At 64.8% G+C, this 18591-nt stretch carries 14 protein-coding genes and 1 pseudogene; 4 read left to right on the top strand and 11 right to left on the bottom strand.

The genetic code is table 11. The annotated features are described in order from the left end of the window. Nucleotides 1-63: 63 nt before the first annotated feature. Entirely contained in the window at nucleotides 64-1437 is a 1374-nt protein-coding gene (locus tag GGR61_RS01690) for a hypothetical protein (RefSeq protein WP_184620255.1), read from the top strand. 189 nt (nucleotides 1438-1626) lie between these two features. On the opposite strand, the gene GGR61_RS01685 is transcribed toward GGR61_RS01690, so the two are convergent. Continuing rightward, nucleotides 1627-3180 (bottom strand): alginate export family protein, encoded by a 1554-nt coding sequence (locus GGR61_RS01685; protein ID WP_184620254.1) that lies wholly within the window; start codon nucleotides 3178-3180, stop codon nucleotides 1627-1629. A gap of 322 nt (nucleotides 3181-3502) precedes the next feature. On the opposite strand from GGR61_RS01685, the gene GGR61_RS01680 reads away from it, so the two are divergent. Both GGR61_RS01680 and GGR61_RS01675 read left to right on the top strand, forming a co-directional pair. Then, on the top strand, nucleotides 3503-3865 hold the full coding sequence (locus tag GGR61_RS01680) for a PadR family transcriptional regulator (RefSeq protein ID WP_184620253.1): 363 nt from the start codon (nucleotides 3503-3505) through the stop codon (nucleotides 3863-3865). Further along, on the top strand, nucleotides 3862-4773 hold the full coding sequence (locus tag GGR61_RS01675) for a sensor domain-containing protein (RefSeq protein WP_184620252.1): 912 nt from the start codon (nucleotides 3862-3864) through the stop codon (nucleotides 4771-4773). Before GGR61_RS01680 ends, GGR61_RS01675 begins: the two co-directional genes overlap by 4 nt. Nucleotides 4774-5293: 520 nt before the next feature. Here the strand turns inward: GGR61_RS01675 and GGR61_RS01670 are convergent. The 3 genes from GGR61_RS01670 to GGR61_RS01660 all read right to left on the bottom strand — a co-directional run bounded on the left by GGR61_RS01670 (nucleotide 5294) and on the right by GGR61_RS01660 (nucleotide 8608). Further along, complete coding sequence (locus GGR61_RS01670) at nucleotides 5294-6601, bottom strand: polyhydroxyalkanoate depolymerase (protein WP_184405868.1); 1308 nt, start codon at nucleotides 6599-6601, stop codon at nucleotides 5294-5296. Nucleotides 6602-6855: 254 nt separating this feature from the next. Beyond that, the gene (locus tag GGR61_RS01665; RefSeq protein ID WP_184620251.1) at nucleotides 6856-7632 is read right to left on the bottom strand and encodes a hypothetical protein; all 777 of its coding nucleotides are present in this window, start codon (nucleotides 7630-7632) and stop codon (nucleotides 6856-6858) included. A gap of 373 nt (nucleotides 7633-8005) precedes the next feature. Beyond that, nucleotides 8006-8608, bottom strand: a complete 603-nt coding sequence (locus GGR61_RS01660; protein WP_184405874.1) for a class I SAM-dependent methyltransferase — start codon at nucleotides 8606-8608, stop codon at nucleotides 8006-8008. A gap of 73 nt (nucleotides 8609-8681) precedes the next feature. Between GGR61_RS01660 and GGR61_RS01655 the strand changes: the two genes are divergently transcribed. Beyond that, nucleotides 8682-9128, top strand: coding sequence for a CopD family protein (locus tag GGR61_RS01655; protein ID WP_184405876.1), 447 nt, complete (start codon nucleotides 8682-8684; stop codon nucleotides 9126-9128). A gap of 227 nt (nucleotides 9129-9355) precedes the next feature. On the opposite strand, the pseudogene GGR61_RS01650 reads toward GGR61_RS01655, so the two are convergent. The 7 genes and pseudogenes from GGR61_RS01650 to lpxA form a co-directional block, all read right to left on the bottom strand. Then, nucleotides 9356-9808, bottom strand: a pseudogene (locus GGR61_RS01650) (hypothetical protein); the annotation flags it as partial. 90 nt (nucleotides 9809-9898) lie between these two features. Beyond that, nucleotides 9899-10654: a tetratricopeptide repeat protein gene (locus GGR61_RS01645; protein WP_184620249.1), complete on the bottom strand. Its 756-nt coding sequence runs from the start codon at nucleotides 10652-10654 to the stop codon at nucleotides 9899-9901. Nucleotides 10655-10739: 85 nt separating this feature from the next. Then, nucleotides 10740-11699, bottom strand: a complete 960-nt coding sequence (locus GGR61_RS01640; RefSeq protein WP_184405885.1) for an acetyl-CoA carboxylase carboxyltransferase subunit alpha — start codon at nucleotides 11697-11699, stop codon at nucleotides 10740-10742. A 159-nt stretch (nucleotides 11700-11858) separates the two neighbouring features. Next, nucleotides 11859-15455 (bottom strand): DNA polymerase III subunit alpha, encoded by a 3597-nt coding sequence (dnaE, locus tag GGR61_RS01635; protein ID WP_184620248.1) that lies wholly within the window; start codon nucleotides 15453-15455, stop codon nucleotides 11859-11861. A gap of 286 nt (nucleotides 15456-15741) precedes the next feature. Then, a complete protein-coding gene (locus tag GGR61_RS01630; protein WP_326520614.1) occupies nucleotides 15742-16431 on the bottom strand; it encodes a ribonuclease HII in 690 nt (229 codons plus the stop codon). 44 nt (nucleotides 16432-16475) lie between these two features. After that, nucleotides 16476-17747: a lipid-A-disaccharide synthase gene (lpxB, locus tag GGR61_RS01625; protein ID WP_260286797.1), complete on the bottom strand. Its 1272-nt coding sequence runs from the start codon at nucleotides 17745-17747 to the stop codon at nucleotides 16476-16478. A gap of 29 nt (nucleotides 17748-17776) precedes the next feature. Continuing rightward, complete coding sequence (gene lpxA, locus GGR61_RS01620) at nucleotides 17777-18568, bottom strand: acyl-ACP--UDP-N-acetylglucosamine O-acyltransferase (protein WP_184620246.1); 792 nt, start codon at nucleotides 18566-18568, stop codon at nucleotides 17777-17779. Between the last annotated feature and the right edge of the window lie 23 nt (nucleotides 18569-18591).

The raw sequence follows: 18591 nt of genomic DNA, 5'->3' as shown, positions 1-18591 counted from the left end.
TGCTCGCTCCTTGGTGTTCGCCACCTTAAGATGGATCATCTCATCCATGGTAGGTCGTACGTGATGCTTGCCAAGTTCCTCAAAGCTGCGCTGCTGTGGGTAAGCGCCCTGATCGTGCTGCTGCTGATCGCATTCGCGATCTCGGCGCACTGGCCGATCCCGGCAGCGCAACGTCAGGCGCTGGCGCAATTACGGCAACCGCCGCCGCCATTGCGTGGCCCCAATCTGTTTGCTGCGCTATGGGCGCTGCCCTACGCGGTACCGCCGGCGCAGCAGCAGGTATTGCTGGCGCAGGACGTGCAGCGCGCCGGTCGCTCGCCGGCCGGGATGCCGTTGCCCGGCGCGGCTGCACGCTACCCGCGCCAACCGGCCTGGCCGGCGAAGGCGCCGGCGCTGTGCAATTGGTCCGATGCCAATTGCCTGGAGCAGGTGCGTGCGCAACCGCAGGCGTATGCCGACGCGCTGGCCACCCAGGCGGCGCTGTTGGCGCAGCTGCGCAGTTTGGGGGCATACGGCGATTACCGCAGTCCATTTCCACCCGGCGACGGCGCGGCACTCCCGGCGGTTGGGTTGTTGAAAGTCTCGATGACCGGTAATGCGCTGGACTTCGCGCAAGGGCGCAGCGACGCGGCCCTGTCGGGGGTTTGCACCGACGCGCAGGTCGCGCGCGTGCTCCTGCGCAGCGGCGACAACCTGATCATGCCCCTGATCGGTGTGGCGATGCTGCATGGCAGCGCGCAGGAGTTTGCCGCGATGCTGGCCGAACTGCCGGCCCAGCATCCGCTGCCAGCGCACTGCGCCGCTGCATTCGCACCGCTACCTGTGGACGATGTGCGTCTGTGCAACGCCATGCAAGGCGAGGCGCACATGGTGTTTGCGATGCTCCAGCAGAGCGTCGATGCGCAGCCTGCCGCCAGCCCGTCGTGGAGCGACGAGTTGTCTGTACGACTGTTTGACCTTGAACGCACCCAGGCGCTGATGGCGCCGGGATACGCGTGGGCCTGTGGCGAACCGTTACGCGCCTTGCTGGAGCGTGATCTGCCGGTACCGCAGACGCTGATTCCTGCGCCGGACACGGCATCGGTGGCATGCCTGGCCAATGCGGCGGGCTGCGTGCTTGCAAGCGTGGGGCCTGCCAGTGCTGCAACTGCCGCGATTCACCAGCGCAAGTTGCAGGATGTTGCGGCCGAACTGCGTGCAGTTTCGGCGGTGCTGTGGTTACGCGCCCATCCGTCCGCGCAACCGCTTGCGCAGCGCATTGCCGAGTTGCCGTCCGCGTTACGCGGTCAGTCGCGGCCGATCCAGCCCAGTGCCGATGGCCTGGGTCTGCAGTGGCAGCGCTACGCCAGAGGCGAGCAGATTGACGGAATGGCGCACCTGCCGCTGGCGGCCAGCCGCACTGCCGTCATGCCGGCAGCAGTATCGGTAGACCGCTAGCCAGTGCGTTGACGCTTACCGATCAGCGCATGCCGTTGCAAGAATGGCGTAGCTGATCGGACCGGCGGCCATCCATCTGCCGCCCACTGTGCGCAGGTGCGAGCGCTGGCGCGTTGCGCAAGGACTGCGATGATTGCGCCATGGCAATACGAGCATGTCGGTCAGGCCGACACGCTCGCATTGCGCTGATCAGAACCGGAAGTTCAACCACCCCATGACGAAGGTCGAATCACCGTAACCGGCTTCCTTCAGTGCGGGGCCGGCCATCAGGTGCTCGGCGCGAAAGGTCACCGACCAGTTGGGGTCGATGTTCCACGTCGCGTTGATGCGCGGCATGGTGCCGATCCGGCGCTCGTCGGTGCTCTGGGTGCGTGCGTAGGCGCGTGCCTGGTTGTTGTAGATCGCATCGCTGGTGGTCTGCCGCCACAGGGTTTCCCATTCCAGGTTGACGGTGATTTTCGACGTCGGCGAGAAGGTGAGCGTGGGCGAGGCGGTGACCAGGTTGACCGGGCCGAAGAACGTCGCCCAGCTGAAGTAGATCGTGTTGCCGTAGAGGAAGTTGTTGTTGCGCAGCGTGCCGGTGCCGGACGTACCGCCGCCGCCGGAGGCGATTTCGCTATGGAAGCCCACACGCGGTTTCCAGCCGCTGTCGCTCAGCGTCCAGGCGTTGGAGGTGCTGGCCATGTACGCGCGCAGATCGCGCCCGCCGTAGCTGCCGCGCTGTACGGTCACGAACGAATCGGTGCGCAGCTTGCCTACATTGCCCCACAAGCGCAGACCGTAGTAATTGCGGTTTTCTTCGGCGGTCTGGCGGCCCCACACCTGATTGTCGTTGCGGAACTGATAGAAGAACGGCTCCAGATACATCGGCTTGGCGGTTGGCAGGCGATACCCGCCAACCACGCCGCGGAAATGCCGCGAGCGGTCGATGCGATCGTCGCCCAGGCCTTCGGTGCCATCGAGATTGAAGTTGAAGTCGAACAGGTCCACGCGGGTCTTGTCGCCGATCGCCCAGGCGCGCACACCGTTGAAGGTTACGAAGATATCGGTGTTGTCGCGCAACGCCATCAGCGTGGTGGGTCCGTCGACGAACACCTGACGGCCGACGCGCACGCCAAGGTCGGCATCGGCAACGCGGCCTTTCACGTCGAAGAACACCTGCTGCAGGATCGCGTTGTTTTCCTGCGTGCCGGTTTTGGCGCCTTCGTTGCGACCATCCAGGCTGCCGTGCGCCAATTCCGTGTACAGCCGGAAGTGCTCGCCAACATGGAAATCGGCGCCGAAGAACGCACGGAACAGATACTGCTGCTGTGAATGGCTGCCCGGAATCAGGCCCGGATTGGTGATGGTGTTGCTGCGCACGCGCAGCTCGTTGCTGAGCGAGACGTAGACATCGCCCTGCTCGTTGAACGGAATGTACTTGAGCGCATCGAACGGGCTTTTGCGCTTGGAGGGGTCTTTCAGATACGACCAGTCTTCGACCCAGCGCACCTGCCACATGTTGCCGCCCTGCTTGGCACCCCAGCCCTGCGCTTCGATCGGATAGCCCTTGGATGCTGCAGCGGCTGCCGGCGCGGCTGCTTTGGCCGGCGCTGGCTCGGTCTGTTCGGCATTGGCCGCCGCAGTCGGCGCCTGCGCAAATCCCAGTCCCGGCAGCGCCAACCCGATGGCAAGGCACAGGCGCCGGGTGGTGGCAAAGGAAATGTCAGTCATGGCCGGCTGTGCCAAGCGTGCAAATTGCATCGTGTCGCCCTATCGAAATTGAAGTCCGCTGAACCTGAGGTATCGGCTCAGCAGCCGATGACTGTAGTGGAGCGGTGCAGGAAAGGGAGTAACCCAATGGTTCTAAGCACATGAGCCGGGATTGGTGATTCGCAAGCAAAGGCTTGTCGATTGCGATGCCACTTCTTGTTCTTCAGTTCGCTTAAGTCGATGCGCGGAACTTCCCGGACGGCGTGCCGTTGCCACTCTCCAATCCCGAATCGCCAATCCCGTCCATGACTACCGGCACATTCGCTATACCTAACTTCGCAATAGCATTGCCTTCGACCTAGCGGAGATGGCGATGACCGAGCCCGATGCCCACCTGCGGAAATTCCAGAAGGAGCTGAGTGCCGGGACGGTGTCGTTGGCATTGTTGGCGGTACTGGCGCAGGCCGATGCGCCGTTGTACGGCTACCTGATCGCCAAGCGGCTGGAGCGCCTGGATGGCGTGCTGAGCGGCAAGCAGAGCGCGCTGTATCCGGTGTTGCGCAATCTGGAAGCGGCGGGGCTGTTGCAGAGCCATGTCGAGCCGTCGGCATCCGGTCCGCCACGGCGGTATTACCGCATCACGCAAACCGGGTGCGATTGCCTGCGCGAATGGACGGCCGCCTGGCGCGCCACCCGCGATTCCGTTGACTCAGTGCTGGAAGGGACCCACCTATGACGACCATTGCGCAAACGCATCCGCTGCCGACCACCATTCCCGATTACCTGGCCCAATTGCGACAGGCGCTGGCCGGCGCCGACCCGGCGATGATCCAGGACGCGCTTTACGACGCCGAGGAATATCTGCGCGCCGAACTGGCCGAACAGCGCGGCAAGAGCGAGGCCGAGGTCATCGCGGACGTGGCCGGCAGTTACGGTGCGCCGGATGAAGTGGCCGAGATCTACCGCGAAACCGAAGTGACGGTGACGCGCGCCTTGCGTCCGCCATTGCCGCCCAAGCGCAACTCGTGGCTGGGCAAGTTTTTTGGCGTTGCCGCCGATCCGCGGACTTACGGCGCGTTGTTCTACATGCTGCTGTCGCTGCTCACCGGCGTGTTCTATTTCACCTGGGTCGTCACCGGCGCCAGTTTGTCGGCCGGGTTGTTGATCCTGATCATCGGTGTGCCATTGCTGGTGCTGTTCTTCGGCTCGGTGCGGGTGTTGTCGCTGGTGGAAGGCCGTGTCGTGGAGGCACTGCTGGGAGTGCGCATGCCGCGTCGTCCTGCACATCCCGGGTTGCAGGAAGGCTGGCTGCAACGTATCGGCGCGATGTTCACCGATGCCCGCACCTGGAGCACGATGCTGTATTTCCTGCTGATGCTGCCACTGGGCATCCTCTATTTCTGTGTATTCACCACGTTGTTGTCGTTGTCGCTGGGCTTGGCTGCTTCTCCGCTGGCGCTGCTGTTCGACAACATGGCGGTGTTGACCTGGGACGGCGTGGACTTCACCAGCCCTTGGCTGACGCTGCCGTTGTTTGTCGTGGGCGTGCTGCTGCTGTTTGTCACGCTGCATCTGGCGCGCGCCTTCGGCAAACTGCACGGCATGTTCGCCAAGCATCTGCTGGTCAAGAGTGGCGAAAGTTGAGTGACAGGTGTCATTGCGGGATGTGCGCCACGCGGCTGCGATCGCTACAAACCTAAATGACGCTACGACTTGAAATCCAGGTTGTTTTGAAATGATTGGAGAGTGCGGATAGATCAGGTGTAGAGCGGCTGATCTGCTGCTTGGCTGCAGGGCCCTTGTCCGCCCACCATCACGGGACACGCCGCAAGTACGTCCTTGTAGGCGCTTACGCGGCATCCATGCCGCGTAAGGTCCCGCGACGGTGAGCGGACAAGGACCATCGAGATGGTCGGTGTGCATGTTTTCAAGAAAACAACCGATCAGCTCTCTGGTGCGGTGTCCTCGCCGCTTGCGGGGCCGTGTGGCGGCATGGATGCCGCCACCGAGCCCCCAGGGACGGGTTCACGGCGTGTCCCGCGAGCGGCGAGGGCACCGCGCCCTCGATCACGCGACCGCGCAGGGCTCTGTCCTGGCTTGAACCAAGAATCTGCCATAAAAAACGCCCCTTGATCGAGAGATCAAGGGGCGTTTTTTCGGCCGATCAAGCGCGTTTGCCGCGCTTGCGGATCGGGGTGACGGTGGCTGGATCGCGGCTGCCCACCGGGTCTGCATCGTAGCGGCCGATGAATTCGCGCACCTGCGGATACACCACCTCGCGCCAGCGACGGCCGCTGAAGATGCCGTAATGGCCTGCACCTTCCACCACCAGATGCCGACGATGCGCCGCATCGATACCGGTGCACAGATCGTGCACCGCTTCGGTCTGGCCGAGACCTGCGATGTCGTCCAGTTCGCCTTCGATACTGAGCAGCGCGGTGTTGCGGATCGCCGACGGCTTGACCAGCTGCCCGTCCACTTTCCACTTGCCCTGCGGCAGCAGGAAGTCCTGGAACACCACGCGAATGGTGTCCAGGTAATACTCGGCCGGCATGTCGAGCACGGCGTTGTATTCGTCGTAGAACTGCCGATGCGCCTGCGCATCCTGCAGATCGCCCTTGACCAGATCGGTGTAGAAATCCCAGTGCGACATCACGTGCCGGTTGGGATTCATCGACAGGAAACCGGCGTGCTGCAGGAAGCCCGGATACACCTGGCGGCCATGCCCCGGATACGGGAACGGCACGGTGTGGATCAGGTTGTTCTGGAACCACTCGATGCCGTTTTCGGTGGCCAGGTTGTTGACCTGGGTGGGGCTGCGGCGCGCATCGATCGGGCCACCCATCATCACCAGCGAGCGCGGCGTGGGCTCATCGTTGGACGCCATCAGCGACACCGCCGCCAACACCGGCACGGTGGGCTGGCACACGCTCACCACATGCAGGCGCTCGGCGCCGATATGGCGGATAAAGTCCTGGATATAGGTGATGTAGTCCTCGAGCCGGAACGCACCGGCTTCCAGCGGCACCATGCGCGCGTCCACCCAGTCGGTCACGTAGACCTTGTGGTTGCGCAGCAGGGTGCGCACGGTGTCGCGCAGCAGGGTGGCGTGGTGGCCGGACAACGGCGCCACCACCAGCACCGCCGGCTGCTGCTTCATCGTGCCGATCAGCTCGACATGGTCGCTGAAACGCTTGAAGCGCAGCAGGCGGCAGAACGGCTTGCTCAATACTTCGCGTTCGATGATCGGCAGCGAGTGGCCATCGACCTCGACATCGTCGAGCGCCCAGGCCGGCTTTTCGTATTCCTTGCCCAGACGGTGGAACAACTCGTTGCCAGCGGCCATGCGTTCAGCGCCCGGGAGCGAAGCCCACAGGCTGTCGGGGTCGGAGAACATCTTGGCGTTCGCCTGGGCCTGGTGCACCCAAGGGGCTAGCAGATTGCGGGTCAGCTCGTGCAATTGATAAAGCATTCCACCCATCCGTGCGGCTCATTGCTGCCACGCAGCATACCCCCTTTGGCGCATTTGCACCTTAATGGGGCTGCGCACGGTCGAGCCGGCATTGCTGTCAGAACGCGGCAGACGTTGAGGCGCGTGGGCTGGTCAGTCACGCTGTCCACGCCGCCCAGCGCCGTCGCCGGCACGATGCGGAGTCCGCAACCGCAACCGGTAATGGTCAACTGGGTCGGCTTGATGCGCAGGTCCGCTGCAAACTGCCGGTCGAATCAGCGCCCGGCCCGAATTCCATCAAGCACGTTGGACACCAGCATGTTGTGGCTGTCGACATCGTCGGCTTTCGATGTGATACGGATGAGCGCCAATGTCCTTCCCGAACCCGCCAACAGCATGGTCACGCGCATGGGGATATCGCTGAAGCTGGCGATTGCGTCCACTTGGCGCAAGCCCAATCCCTTGATGGTGATGGATTTTTCGCCTGCGCGTTGATAGTGCTGCCACGATGCTTGCTGCTGTTCGATGAAGCTTGCCATGACGCCGTCCAGGAACCTTGCATCGTTATCCTGAACGCGCACACCGTCGGGCATCGACGCCTCCTCGCTGGCGAGGACCATCTGTTGCCGCGCATTTGTGTAGGCGGTGCCGGTCACGCCCGCAGCCCCGTTCTCGGGTGGATCGGGCGGCAACGCCGTGCCGACGAAATCAGGCGGCAAGTCAAACCGGATTTTCCCATCCAGCAGCGAAGCATGTTCCCGCCGAGTCGATGTGCCCGGACTGTCGGCCACCGTTTGCACAGACGCACGCGCGCAAAGTTGCGATCCGGCAATGATGAGCGCCAGCGCCAGGGCGGCAGGCCTGAAGAAAGTGGAAGCCATGTCTGTGTGGGTCACTCGGGTCGGTTTAATCCATCGCGTCAGTCGTCGCGTCGATGCGTCAGCCGGATTCACATCGTCGTCGACGCCAGTGAACGAGGCGTCCGCCAGCATCAACGCGACGCGGCAGTTGCCGTATCGCCTGGCGTGCAGCCGCGATTTTGGACGCGTCATTGTAATCGGAGCATGCCATGTCGGTTATCCATCACGAGGTGTTGGCCTTGCTGCGAGCGGTGAGGCAAGTGGAGCGTGTTTCGTACGTGCGGGCTGGCGTCGACAAGCGTGTCGATGCGGTATACGCCTACCGTATGCGATCCATCTGCGCTTGGGAGCGGTCAGCGATGCACTGCGACATCGTCCCGACGCGCCGCAGGCCGCTTCGCACTCACGTCAAAGTAGATACACGCTGCAGACATCCCTGTCGATTGCGTATCGCCATCCCCCGCAAGTCGCAGTCATCGAGCAGGTGGATTCAGTCGCAGTGCCCCGAGTTCGGGTCGATGCGCCTGGTCAACCCCACCGCAGGCGACTGCGGGGAGCCGGCGTGCTAGCCGCGCTCCAATGCCGATGCATCTGCAGTCAACTGCGGCGATAGCCAGCAGTGCGATCCCAATGCGCCGAACCCCACACTGGCGAAGCGGCGGCGATACCAGCGTGCCGCCCGGGCCTGGAAACCGTCGTGATCGCCCTCGAAGGCGTCCTCTTCGGCAAACGTCTCCAGAAACGCCACGCCTGCGCACATGTCGGCCAATCCGGGCAGGCCCTGATTGAACTCGCGCGTGGGCACGTAATGCAGTACGTCCGAGCAGATCAGCAGATCCACCGGCGCGCACGGGCGCAACCAGGCGAAATCGCCGAAGCGGGCAGGGTGGATCTGCCGGCTGCGTCCGTAGCGCTGCACTGCATAGGCGCTGCTGTCGAAGCCCAGATAGCGCAGCTTGGGGCGCAGCGCCAGCAACGGGGCGCGCCACGCGGCCTCGCCGCAACCGATATCCAGCACGCTGTGGATCGGGCGTTCCAGGTAGTACTCGGCCTGGCTCACCGCCAGTGCGACCTTGCGTCGCAGGCGTGCAGGGTCGGCCAGCCCCGCCTGCCTGTACCAGCGGCTGAAATAGTGAGCGTCGTACTGTTTGTCGTCGGGTTGATGCATGGACGGATGTGCTTTCGCGCAAGCGGATGGGTGAAAATGCGGGTCATCCTACGCCAGCCAGCGAAGCCAGCACATGACCCTGTATCTGTGGATCAAGACTTTCCATCTGTTGTTCGTCATCGCCTGGATGGCGGCGGTGTTCTACCTGCCACGCATCCTGGTCAATATCGCCGAGGCCGGTAACGACAGCGCGGTGCGCGCACGCCTGGTGCTGATGGGGCGTCGCCTCTATAAGTTCGGCCACAGCATGCTGGGTCTGGCGCTGCTGTTGGGTGCGGTGCTGTGGCAGGGCTATCGGGTGATCCCCGATTTTCCGACGATGGTGGCCGGTGGCTGGCTGCACGCAAAACTCTTTGCGGTGGCGCTGATCCTGGCGCACTACATCGTGTCCGGGCGCTGGCTGAAGGGCGTGGATCAGGGGCGCGCCGTGCCCAGCGGCCGCGCGCTGCGGCTGTTCAATGAAGTGCCGGTGGTGCTGCTGGTCGGTGTGATCTGGCTGGTGTTGGCCAAGCCGTTCTGAGGCAGCGCCTGGGCGGTGGATGCGCTTGCCGCAGGCGGCTGTGGTCGGTGCCGTGTTCGCGCAAGAGCGGCAGTGCTGTGGGGCGGACAGTCGTCCCGATTTCCTGCATTGGATCGCATGCGGCAACGCAGTGACGGCATGCATCGATGCGTCACTTTCGGTTTATGTGTCGAAGGATCAACAGCGAACGGTGACGTGATGGATCTTTGGAGAGATCCTGCACGGCGTCATGCGTACCTTGCCTTCTCATCGAGATGGAACTCGAGATACGTTTTCTGGTGTCCGACAAATCCCTTTTTCCCGTAGATCTCGTAAATCCTGCCGAAAACATACCAGGCGCGCTTTTTGTCTCCGAGCTGGAACATCGCTTCCCCCTCGGTCATCAACACAAGATGGTCCTCGTGATTCGGGTCGTCGTACATCGTTGCCATCACGTCGATCCATTTGGACGCGTTGTCCTTGTCGTTTAGATCGACATAGTCTTTTACAAAGCCAGCAGACAGGCTTTGCGGATAATAATCCCATGCGTTCTTGGGCTCGGGGATCAGCGCCCAGGCCTGCAATCCCAAGTCGAGCGATTCCGCCGCAGCGCCGCTGCGAAACGCCTGTGCGGACAAGTCCAGCAGGCGATCGATCTCGGCCTTCAGGCTTGTCTCGATCTCGGGCTTTCTGGGCATGCTGGTCCCCTTGGTTGCGTACCCGGTCTTGGCGACACAGGGTGCGCGCGCACGCTGTATGTTTCGCCGCTTGAGTATCGCCTCAGGCGGCGATCATGCGCTGGCGTCCAACTCGCTCAGTCCTTTGCGTGCCATCTCGATCCAGGCGCGTTGCTCGCGCTGGTAATGCTTGGGCGAGGCGGCTGCGTGTCGCAGTACCTGTGCGAAGACGGTTTTGGCGTCCTGCGGGCGCGATGCGCGCAACAACAACTGCGCATAGCGCACGCGCGCTTCTTCGCCCGGATAGCCCTGTGCAAGCGTTTCGTATTCGTGCAACGCCTCGTCGATGCTGCCGCTGTCTTCGACTGCGCGCGCATACAGCAGGTGCCCGTCGTGCGAACGGAAATTCGGGTTCGCCGCGATCAGCGCGTCCAGGGTCTTGCGTGTGTCTGCTGCCTGACCCAGGCCGTATTGGGCCTTGGCCAGGCCCAGCATCAGGTCCGGGTCGTCCTGGTAGATGCCGCGCAGCGCACCCTGATATAGCTCGGCCGCACGCGCGTAATCGCCCTGTTCCAGCAGCGTCTGCGCGAGCCGGCGGCGGTTTTCCGGGGTGTCGGCCACATCCAGCTGACGCGAGGCATCGCGTTGTTCGCGCTGCGGGTCGATGCGTTGACGCACCTTGCGCAGCCCGCGGCGCGCCGTCGGGTCGTTGCGCAGGTCGGGGATCACTGCCACGCACACGTAGATCAGGACCGCCAGGAACGAAAACGCCAGCAGGATGAAGATCCAGTACAGCGGGCGGCCGCTGCGCACTACGTGCACACAGCAGGCGGCCTGCAATACCAGCGACAGGAGAAGTAGCGGGCTCATATCCGAAAAGATCCTTCCATGATGGCCAATCGTCTTGCTGGCTGGCGATGGTGCGCTGGGCACCATCGCCTCGGCACACCGCCGATCAGTTGCCTTCGTAGGCGCCGTAGCTGCGCAGGCGCTCGTAACGACGCTGCAGCAGGCCTTCGACCGGCAGCTTTTCGAGCGCTTCCAGCTCGTTGAGCAACACCGCCTTGAGGCGCTTGCCCATCTGCTCGGGATTGCGGTGCGCGCCGCCGGTGGGTTCGCGGATCACCTTGTCGACCAGGCCCAGGCCTTTCAGGCGCTTGGCGGTCAAGCCGAGCTGCTCGGCCGCGTCCTTGGCCTTGGCCGCGTCCTTCCACAGGATCGAGGCGCAACCTTCGGGCGAGATCACCGAATAGGTGCCGTATTCCAGCATCAAGGTGCGGTCGCCCACGCCGATGGCCAATGCGCCACCGGAGCCACCTTCGCCGATCACGGTGCAGATCACCGGCACTTTCAACTCGGCCATTTCCAGCAGGTTGCGCGCGATGGCTTCGGACTGGCCGCGCTCCTCGGCGCCGATGCCCGGGTAGGCGCCCGGGGTATCGATAAAGGTTAGCAGCGGCAGCCGGAAACGCTCGGCCAGCTTCATCAGACGCAGCGCCTTGCGGTAGCCCTCCGGGCGCGGCATGCCGAAGTTGCGCGCGACCTTGGTCTTGGTGTCCCGGCCCTTCTGGTGACCGATGATCACCACTGCGCGGCCATCGATGCGGCCCAGGCCGCCGACAATCGCCTTGTCGTCGGCATAGGCGCGGTCGCCGGCCAGTTCCTGGAATTCGTCGCAGATGGTGCCGATGTAGTCCAGCGTGTACGGGCGCTGCGGGTGGCGCGCCAGCTGCGAGACCTGCCAGGCGGAGAGATCACGGAAGATTTGCGCGGTGCGGACGCGCAACTTGTCGCGCAGCGCACGCACCTCGGTGTCCACGTTGACTGCAGGGCCGGTACTGGCCTTGCGCAGTTCCTGGATCTTGGCTTCCAGATCGGCGATGGGTTGCTCGAAGTCGAGGTAGTTAGGATTCATGCAGTGGTGTCGTCAACGTAAGGCGGGGAGTGTAGCGGAATGCGTCCGATGAACCCGTACGGTGGGGTTGGGAGAGGAATCGGGAATGGAGAATCGGGAATCAGAGCAAGTTATCCGGCGGCCTCGCTTTTGCGATTCCCCATTCCCCATTCCCTATTCTCACGCCCACGGAGGGTTGTACTTGATCTTCACCATCCGCACCGCCGGGTCGGCGCGCAGGCTGTCCATCAGATGCTGGTCGATGCGCACCGAGTGGCTGCCATTGAGGTCGAGCATACCGGCGACCCCGCCGGTCGGGGCGCGCAGCAGCAGGTCCAGGCGCAGGGGGGTCTTGCCGGGGCGGTGCTTGGCCAGCAGGGCGTCGATGCGCTTCCAGGCCTGCTTCTCGCGCAGGTCCAGGCGTAGCGACAGGCGTTGCGCGTGGTCGGCGCAGATCTGCTCGTAGTCCCAGCACTGGCGGATGCGCAGGCTGTAGCCGCCGTTGAATTCGTCCTCGCGCAGGCCGCCCTTGACGATGAGGATGCGGTCGCGGGTGAGCAGGTGGCCGAACTCGGCCATCGCATCGGAAAACGCGCTGCATTCGACCCGGCCGCGGCCGTCTTCGAGCTGCACGAACACCTGGCTGTCGCCCTTGCGGCGCACGCCGATCACCTGGCCGGCCAGAATGGCGCTGACTTCCGGGCGCCAGGCGCGTTTTTCGCCATCGCCGCCGCCCCCACCGCCGCCGCCGCCACGTTGTTGCGAGGCGAGGATCTTCTCCAGCGAGCTCAGGTCGCAGCCGACCAGCTCGCGCACTTCGTCGCGGTGCGGATCGAACGGGTGGCCGCTGAGGTAGAACCCCAGCGTTTCGCGCTCGCCGGTGAGCAATTGCCCCAGCGGCCATTCCTTGCTCTCGGGCAGGTCCAGGCGCAGCGCCGGCGCGCTGGTATCGGCACCGCCGAACAGCGAGTTCTGCCCGGAGGCGCGCTCGCGCGCCATCTGCTCGGTGGCCTTGACCACCTCCGGCAGCTGCAGCATCAGCGAGGCGCGGTTCTTGCCCAGCCCGTCCATCGCGCCGGCGTTGATCATCGCTTCCAGCGTGCGCCGATTGAGCTTTGCGGTGCCCACGCGCGTGCAGAAATCCAGCAGCGTGGTGTAGGGGCCGCCGCGCTGGCGCTCTTCGACAATCGCTTCGCAGGCGCCCTGGCCGACGCCCTTGATCGCGCCCAGGCCGTATTGAATCGTGTCCGGGCTGGCGGCCTCAAACATGTAGGCCGATTCGTTGACGCGCGGCGGCTTGACGGTCAAGCCGAGGTTGCGCACCTCGTCGAGAAAGCCGACCACCTTCTCGGTGTTGTCCATGTCCGAGGACAGCGTGGCGGCCATGAACTCGGCCGGGTAATGCCGTTTCAGCCAGGCGGTCTGGTAGCTGACCAGCGCGTAGGCGGCCGCGTGCGACTTGTTGAAGCCGTAGCCTGCGAACTTCTCCATCAGGTCGAAGATTTCGTCGGCCTTGGCCGCACTCACCCCGCCCTTGGCCGCACCTTCGCGGAAGATTTCGCGGTGCTTGGCCATCTCGGCCGGCACCTTCTTGCCCATCGCACGACGCAACAGGTCGGCGCCGCCCAGCGAATAATCGCCGACGATCTGCGCCATCTGCATCACCTGTTCCTGGTACACCATGATGCCGTAGGTGTCTTTCAGGATGACTTCGGTGCGCGGATCCGGGTAGACGATCTCCTGCTGGCCGTGCTTGCGCGCGTTGAAGTCCGGGATCAGGTCCATCGGGCCGGGGCGATACAGCGACACCAGCGCGATCAGGTCTTCGAAACGGTCCGGGCGCGCGTCCTTGAGCAGGCGGCGCATGCCCGAGGATTCGAACTGAAACACCGCACCGGTATTGCCCGAGGCGAACACGCCCTTGTAGGTGGGCACGTCGTCGAGCGGAATGGTGGTGATGTCGACCGGGTCGATGCCGGCGCGGGCATGGCGCACGTTGATCGCCTTGACCGCCCAATCGATGATGGTCAGCGTGCGCAGGCCGAGGAAGTCGAACTTCACCAGGCCCACCGCTTCGACGTCGTCCTTGTCGAACTGGGTGACCTGGTTCTTGCCGCGGCCGTCCTCGTCGTGTTCGGCGAACAGCGGGCAGAATTCGGAAAGCGGCTCGGGCGCGATCACCACGCCGCCGGCGTGCTTGCCGGCGTTGCGGGTGAGGTCTTCGAGCTGACGGGCCAGGTCCATCAGGTCGCGCACGTCGTCTTCGACCTGGTAGCGCTGGATCAGGTCCGGCGAGGCCATCTCCGAATCCTTGCCTTCGCCCATCGCATCCTTGAGCGTGATGCCCAGGATGTTGGGGATCAGCTTGGCCACGCTGTCGACCAGCCCGTAGGTGAAGCCGAGCACGCGTCCGGCGTCGCGCACCACCGCCTTGGCCGCCATGGTGCCGTAGGTGATGATCTGGCTGACCCGTTCGCGGCCGTACTTGCGCGCCACGTAGTCGATGACTTCGTCGCGGCGATCCATGCAGAAGTCGATGTCGAAGTCGGGCATCGACACGCGCTCTGGATTCAAGAAGCGCTCGAACAGCAGGTTGTACGGCAGCGGGTCCAGATCGGTGATCTGCAGCGCCCAGGCCACCAGCGAACCGGCGCCGGAACCGCGGCCCGGACCGATCGGGATGCCCTGATTCTTGCCCCACTGGATGAAGTCGGCCACGATCAGGAAGTAGCCGGGGAAGCCCATCTTGATGATGGTGTCCAGCTCGAATTCGAGCCGGTCCACATAGTCCTGGCGGGTCTTGCCGGGCGCGATCGGGCTCTTTTCCAGGCGTGCGGCCAGACCGTCGCGCGCCTGGCTGCGGATCCAGCTGTCCAGCGTTTCGTCTTCCGGCACCGGATAGGCGGGCAGGAAGTAGGTGCCCAGGCGCATCTCGACGTTGCAGCGCTGCGCCAGCGCCAGCGTGTTGTCGATCGCATCGGGCACGTCGGCGAACAATGCGGCCATTTCGTCGCCGGACTTCAGGTACTGCTGGTCGCTGTACTCGCGCGGGCGCTTGGGATCGTCCAGCACGCGGCCGGAGGAAATGCACACGCGTGCTTCGTGCGCATTGAAGTCGCTGGCGTACAGAAAGCGCACATCGTTGCTGGCCACTACCGGCAGGCCGCGCACACCGGCTGCATGCAGCGCGAACTGGTTGAAGCGTTCCTCGCCCTCGCGGCCGGTGCGGGTGAGTTCCAGATGCAGGCCATCGCCGAACACGCGTTGCCAGTCGGCCAGTTGCTGCTCGGCCAGATCCGCACGGCCTTCGCCGAACAGGCGCCCGGCCAGGCTCTCGCGCCCGGCCAGGGCGAACAGGTTGGCGTTGCCGCTCTGCAGCCATTCGGGGTGGATCGCCACGCCGCCTTCGGGGCGGTGGCCTTCCATCCAGGCGCGCGTCAGCAGCCGCGACAGGCTCAGGTAGCCTTCGCGGTCGCGGCACAGCAGGGTCATGCGCCAGGGCGTCATGTCCGGGGTGGCGATCATCACGTCGGCGCCGGCGATCGGCTTGATACCCACGCCTTCGGCGGCCTTGTAGAACTTGACCAGCGCGAACAGGTTGTTGAGGTCGGTGACCGCCAGCGCGGGCATGTCGAGCTCGACCGCCCGGCTGAGCAGGTTGGCCTGCTGGGCCTTTTTCGGGTCAGCCTGATCCGGTTTCTCGGGCACACGGATGGTGGAATCCGCCAGCGAGAACTCGGTGTGGACGTGCAGATGGACGAAGCGGGAAGTGGACATGCGAGACCGGAATAATGCGGGGTCAGGGTAGCGAGCGTGGCCGGGCCGAACAAGGCTTGACAGCTTCTGTGTGGCGCCGCGGCCAGCTGCCACGGGGGCTGGGCGGTGTGGCCGATTCAGGCGTTGGCTAGCTGCGTGGAGTGCAGCGGTGGCGATTGCGCGGATCGGGGCCGTGCGGGGCTTCGCGTGCGGGACTCGATGCTAGCAGCCATGGTCGCACTGGCCGCATGCGCGCGAATGGATGGATGGCGCCACTACCAGGCCAGGTCGGCCTGGGGGCGGTCGGTCAGTCGGCCAGCAGCAGGCCATCGGCCGGGGCCACGCAGGGCGCGTCCCACGGTGACTGCGACCCGTCGATTCCCAATGCACGCCGCACCGGCGCAAAGCTGCGGCGATGCTGCGGGCAGGGCCCATGGATGCGCAGCGCGGCCAGATGCACCGGTGTGGCGTAGCCCTTGTGCTGGTCGAAGCGGTATTCGGGATGCTGCGCGTGCAGCGCATGCATCAGGCGGTCGCGGGTGACCTTGGCCACGATCGAGGCGGCCATGATGGCGCGGTCGAGCGCATCGCCGCCGATCAGCGCCTCGGCCGGGCAGGGCAGCCCCTTGGGCACCCGGTTGCCGTCGATGCGCGCAAACCCGGCCACATGCGCCACCCCTTCCACCGCACGCCGCATACCCAGCATGGTCGCCTGGTAGATATTGATGCGGTCGATTTCCTCGCTGTCGATCAACACCACCGACCAGGCCAATGCCCGCTCGACGATGCGCGCATACAACTGCTCGCGGCGCTCGGCAGTCAGTTGCTTGGAATCGTCCAGCCCGTTGATGCGCGGCTTGCTCGGGTCGAACACCACCGCAGCCACCGCCACCGGCCCGGCGAGCGGCCCGCGGCCGGCTTCGTCGACGCCGGCGATCAAGCGCCGGGATTGGGGATTGGGCATTTGGGATTGGCCAAACAACGGCGACTGGCTGATGTCTGTGTTATCTCCATCCTTCTGCGCGCGCGGAGCCAGGATTTTCACGCCTTTGCTCCTGCCGAATCCCGAATGCCCACTCCCGAATCCCTGAATTCAAGCAGCCCGGCCACCGCATCGGCCGCGCGCGCGGAGGCATCGCGGCGCAGCTCGGCGTGCAGGGCGAGATAACGCGGTTGCAGGGCGGCAACCTTGTCCGGGTGCGTGAACCAGTCCAGCAGCGCAGCGGACAGCCGTTCCGGGGTGCAGTCGTCCTGCATCAGCTCCGGGGCCAGGTCGTCGTTGGCCAGGATGTTGGGCAGCGCGTAGCGGTTGACCTTGAGCAGGCCCAGCGTCTTGACGATGCGGTAGGTCAGCGGCGCGACCTTGTAGCCGACCACCATCGGGCGCTTGACCAGCATCGCCTCCAGCGTGGCGGTGCCGGAGGCCAGCAGCACCACGTCGGCGGCCAGCATCGCGGTGCGCGCCTGGCCGTCGAGCAGGTGCGTGCGCGCCGCCGGGAGCGACGAGCGTGATAGCTGTTCGGTCAACACCGGTTTGCAGCCCGGGTTGGCTGCCGGCACCAGCACCTGCAGGTCGGGCAACTGCTGGGACACCAGCCAGGCAGCCTGAAAAAACGTATCGCCCAGCCGGCTGATTTCGCCATGTCGGCTGCCGGGCAGCACCGCCAGTACGGTGCTGGCGGCAGGCAGGCCCAGCGCGGCGCGCGCAGCGTCGCGGTCGGCCTGGTAGGCGATGTCGTCGGCCATCGGGTGGCCGACGAAACGCGCGTCGATGCCATGCCTGGCGTAGATCGGCGGTTCCATCGGAAACAGGCACAGCACCAGATCGGCGCTGGCAGCGATCTTTTCCGCCCGTTTCTCGCGCCACGCCCACACCGAGGGGCTGACGTAATGCACGGTGCGCACGCCACGCTGCTTGAGCCAGCGCTCGACCGAAAGATTGAAATCGGGTGCGTCGATGCCGATGAACACGTCCGGCTTCCATGCCAGCACACGCTCCCGGAATGCACGGCGCAGCTTCAATAGCCGCGGCAGGTGCTGCAGCACTTCGGTCAGCCCCATCACCGCCAGCTCGCTGGCATCGAACCAGGTCTGGCAGCCCGCATCGCGCATCGCATCGCCGCCGATGCCGACGAACTCGGCAGCCGGGTAGCGACGACGCAATTCGTCGATCAACCCCGCGCCCAGGATGTCGCCGGAGGCTTCGCCGGCGATCAGGGCGATGCGTGGGGAGCGGGGATTGGGGATTAGGGATTGGGGATTGGCCAGCGTGTCGTGCACGGCCTCGCCCGGTGTGGCGTGGAGGTTTTCCATCTCCAATCCCGAATCCCGGCTCCCGGCCTTCATCGCAACAACGGCCTTTCCGCCGCGTCGATGAACGCGAGCAGCCCGCGTACGTCCTCGCTGCTCTTGGCCTGTTCGGCCAGCTGCGCCTTGGCGTCGGCCAGCGGCAGGCCGGTGACGTACAGCGTGCGGTAGGCGCGCTTGATCGCGGCGATGCGCTCGGCATCGAAGCCGCGACGCTTCAGACCTTCGCTGTTGATGCCACGCGGGCGGCCGAGCGATTCGCTGCCGACCATGGTGAATGGCGGCACGTCGCCGTTGGTCAGCGCGCCCATGCCCAGGAAGGCGTGCGCGCCGATCCGGCAGAACTGATGCGCGCCGGCGAAGCCGCTGATGATCACGTAGTCGCCCACGGTGACGTGGCCGGCCAGCGTGGTGTTGTTGGAGAACACGCAGTGGTTGCCGACATGGCAGTCGTGCGCCACGTGGGTGTAGGCCAGCATCCAGTTGTCGTCGCCGACCACGGTGATGCCGCCGCCGCCGCCGGTGCCGCGATTGATGGTGACGAATTCGCGGATCACGTTGCCGTCGCCGATCACCAGTTCGGTGCGCTCGCCGGCGTATTTCTTGTCCTGCGGTTCGCCGCCGATCGCGGCGTGGCCGATGAAGCGGTTGTTGCGGCCGATCCGGGTCGGGCCGTGGATCGAGCAATGCGGCCCGACCTCGGTGCCCGCCCCGATCTGCACATCGGGGCCGATCAGCGTAAACGCACCCACGCGCACATCCTCGGCCAGCGTGGCCGATGGATCGATGACGGCGGTGGGATGGATCAAAGGTGTCGAATCACGCATCGTGTCTCACTCCGGGAGCGGGT

It is taken from the genome of Xanthomonas sp. 3058 (genome assembly GCF_014199765.1).
GTDB classification, from domain to species: Bacteria; Pseudomonadota; Gammaproteobacteria; order Xanthomonadales; family Xanthomonadaceae; genus Xanthomonas; species Xanthomonas campestris_B.
This window is presented reverse-complemented; position numbering and strand designations above follow the sequence as displayed.

What these genes read in the sequence shown, in the direction of transcription:
- GGR61_RS01690 (WP_184620255.1), top strand. Translation starts at nt 64, where the DNA reads ATGCTTGCCAAGTTCCTCAAAGCTGCGCTGCTGTGGGTAAGCGCCCTG.
- GGR61_RS01645 (WP_184620249.1), bottom strand. Translation starts at nt 10,654, where the DNA reads ATGAGCCCGCTACTTCTCCTGTCGCTGGTATTGCAGGCCGCCTGCTGT.
- dnaE (WP_184620248.1), bottom strand. Translation starts at nt 15,455, where the DNA reads ATGTCCACTTCCCGCTTCGTCCATCTGCACGTCCACACCGAGTTCTCG.
- GGR61_RS01660 (WP_184405874.1), bottom strand. Translation starts at nt 8,608, where the DNA reads ATGCATCAACCCGACGACAAACAGTACGACGCTCACTATTTCAGCCGC.
- GGR61_RS01665 (WP_184620251.1), bottom strand. Translation starts at nt 7,632, where the DNA reads ATGACGCGTCCAAAATCGCGGCTGCACGCCAGGCGATACGGCAACTGC.
- GGR61_RS01655 (WP_184405876.1), top strand. Translation starts at nt 8,682, where the DNA reads ATGACCCTGTATCTGTGGATCAAGACTTTCCATCTGTTGTTCGTCATC.
- GGR61_RS01675 (WP_184620252.1), top strand. Translation starts at nt 3,862, where the DNA reads ATGACGACCATTGCGCAAACGCATCCGCTGCCGACCACCATTCCCGAT.
- GGR61_RS01680 (WP_184620253.1), top strand. Translation starts at nt 3,503, where the DNA reads ATGACCGAGCCCGATGCCCACCTGCGGAAATTCCAGAAGGAGCTGAGT.
- GGR61_RS01670 (WP_184405868.1), bottom strand. Translation starts at nt 6,601, where the DNA reads ATGCTTTATCAATTGCACGAGCTGACCCGCAATCTGCTAGCCCCTTGG.
- GGR61_RS01640 (WP_184405885.1), bottom strand. Translation starts at nt 11,699, where the DNA reads ATGAATCCTAACTACCTCGACTTCGAGCAACCCATCGCCGATCTGGAA.
- lpxA (WP_184620246.1), bottom strand. Translation starts at nt 18,568, where the DNA reads ATGCGTGATTCGACACCTTTGATCCATCCCACCGCCGTCATCGATCCA.
- lpxB (WP_260286797.1), bottom strand. Translation starts at nt 17,747, where the DNA reads ATGGAAAACCTCCACGCCACACCGGGCGAGGCCGTGCACGACACGCTG.
- GGR61_RS01685 (WP_184620254.1), bottom strand. Translation starts at nt 3,180, where the DNA reads ATGCAATTTGCACGCTTGGCACAGCCGGCCATGACTGACATTTCCTTT.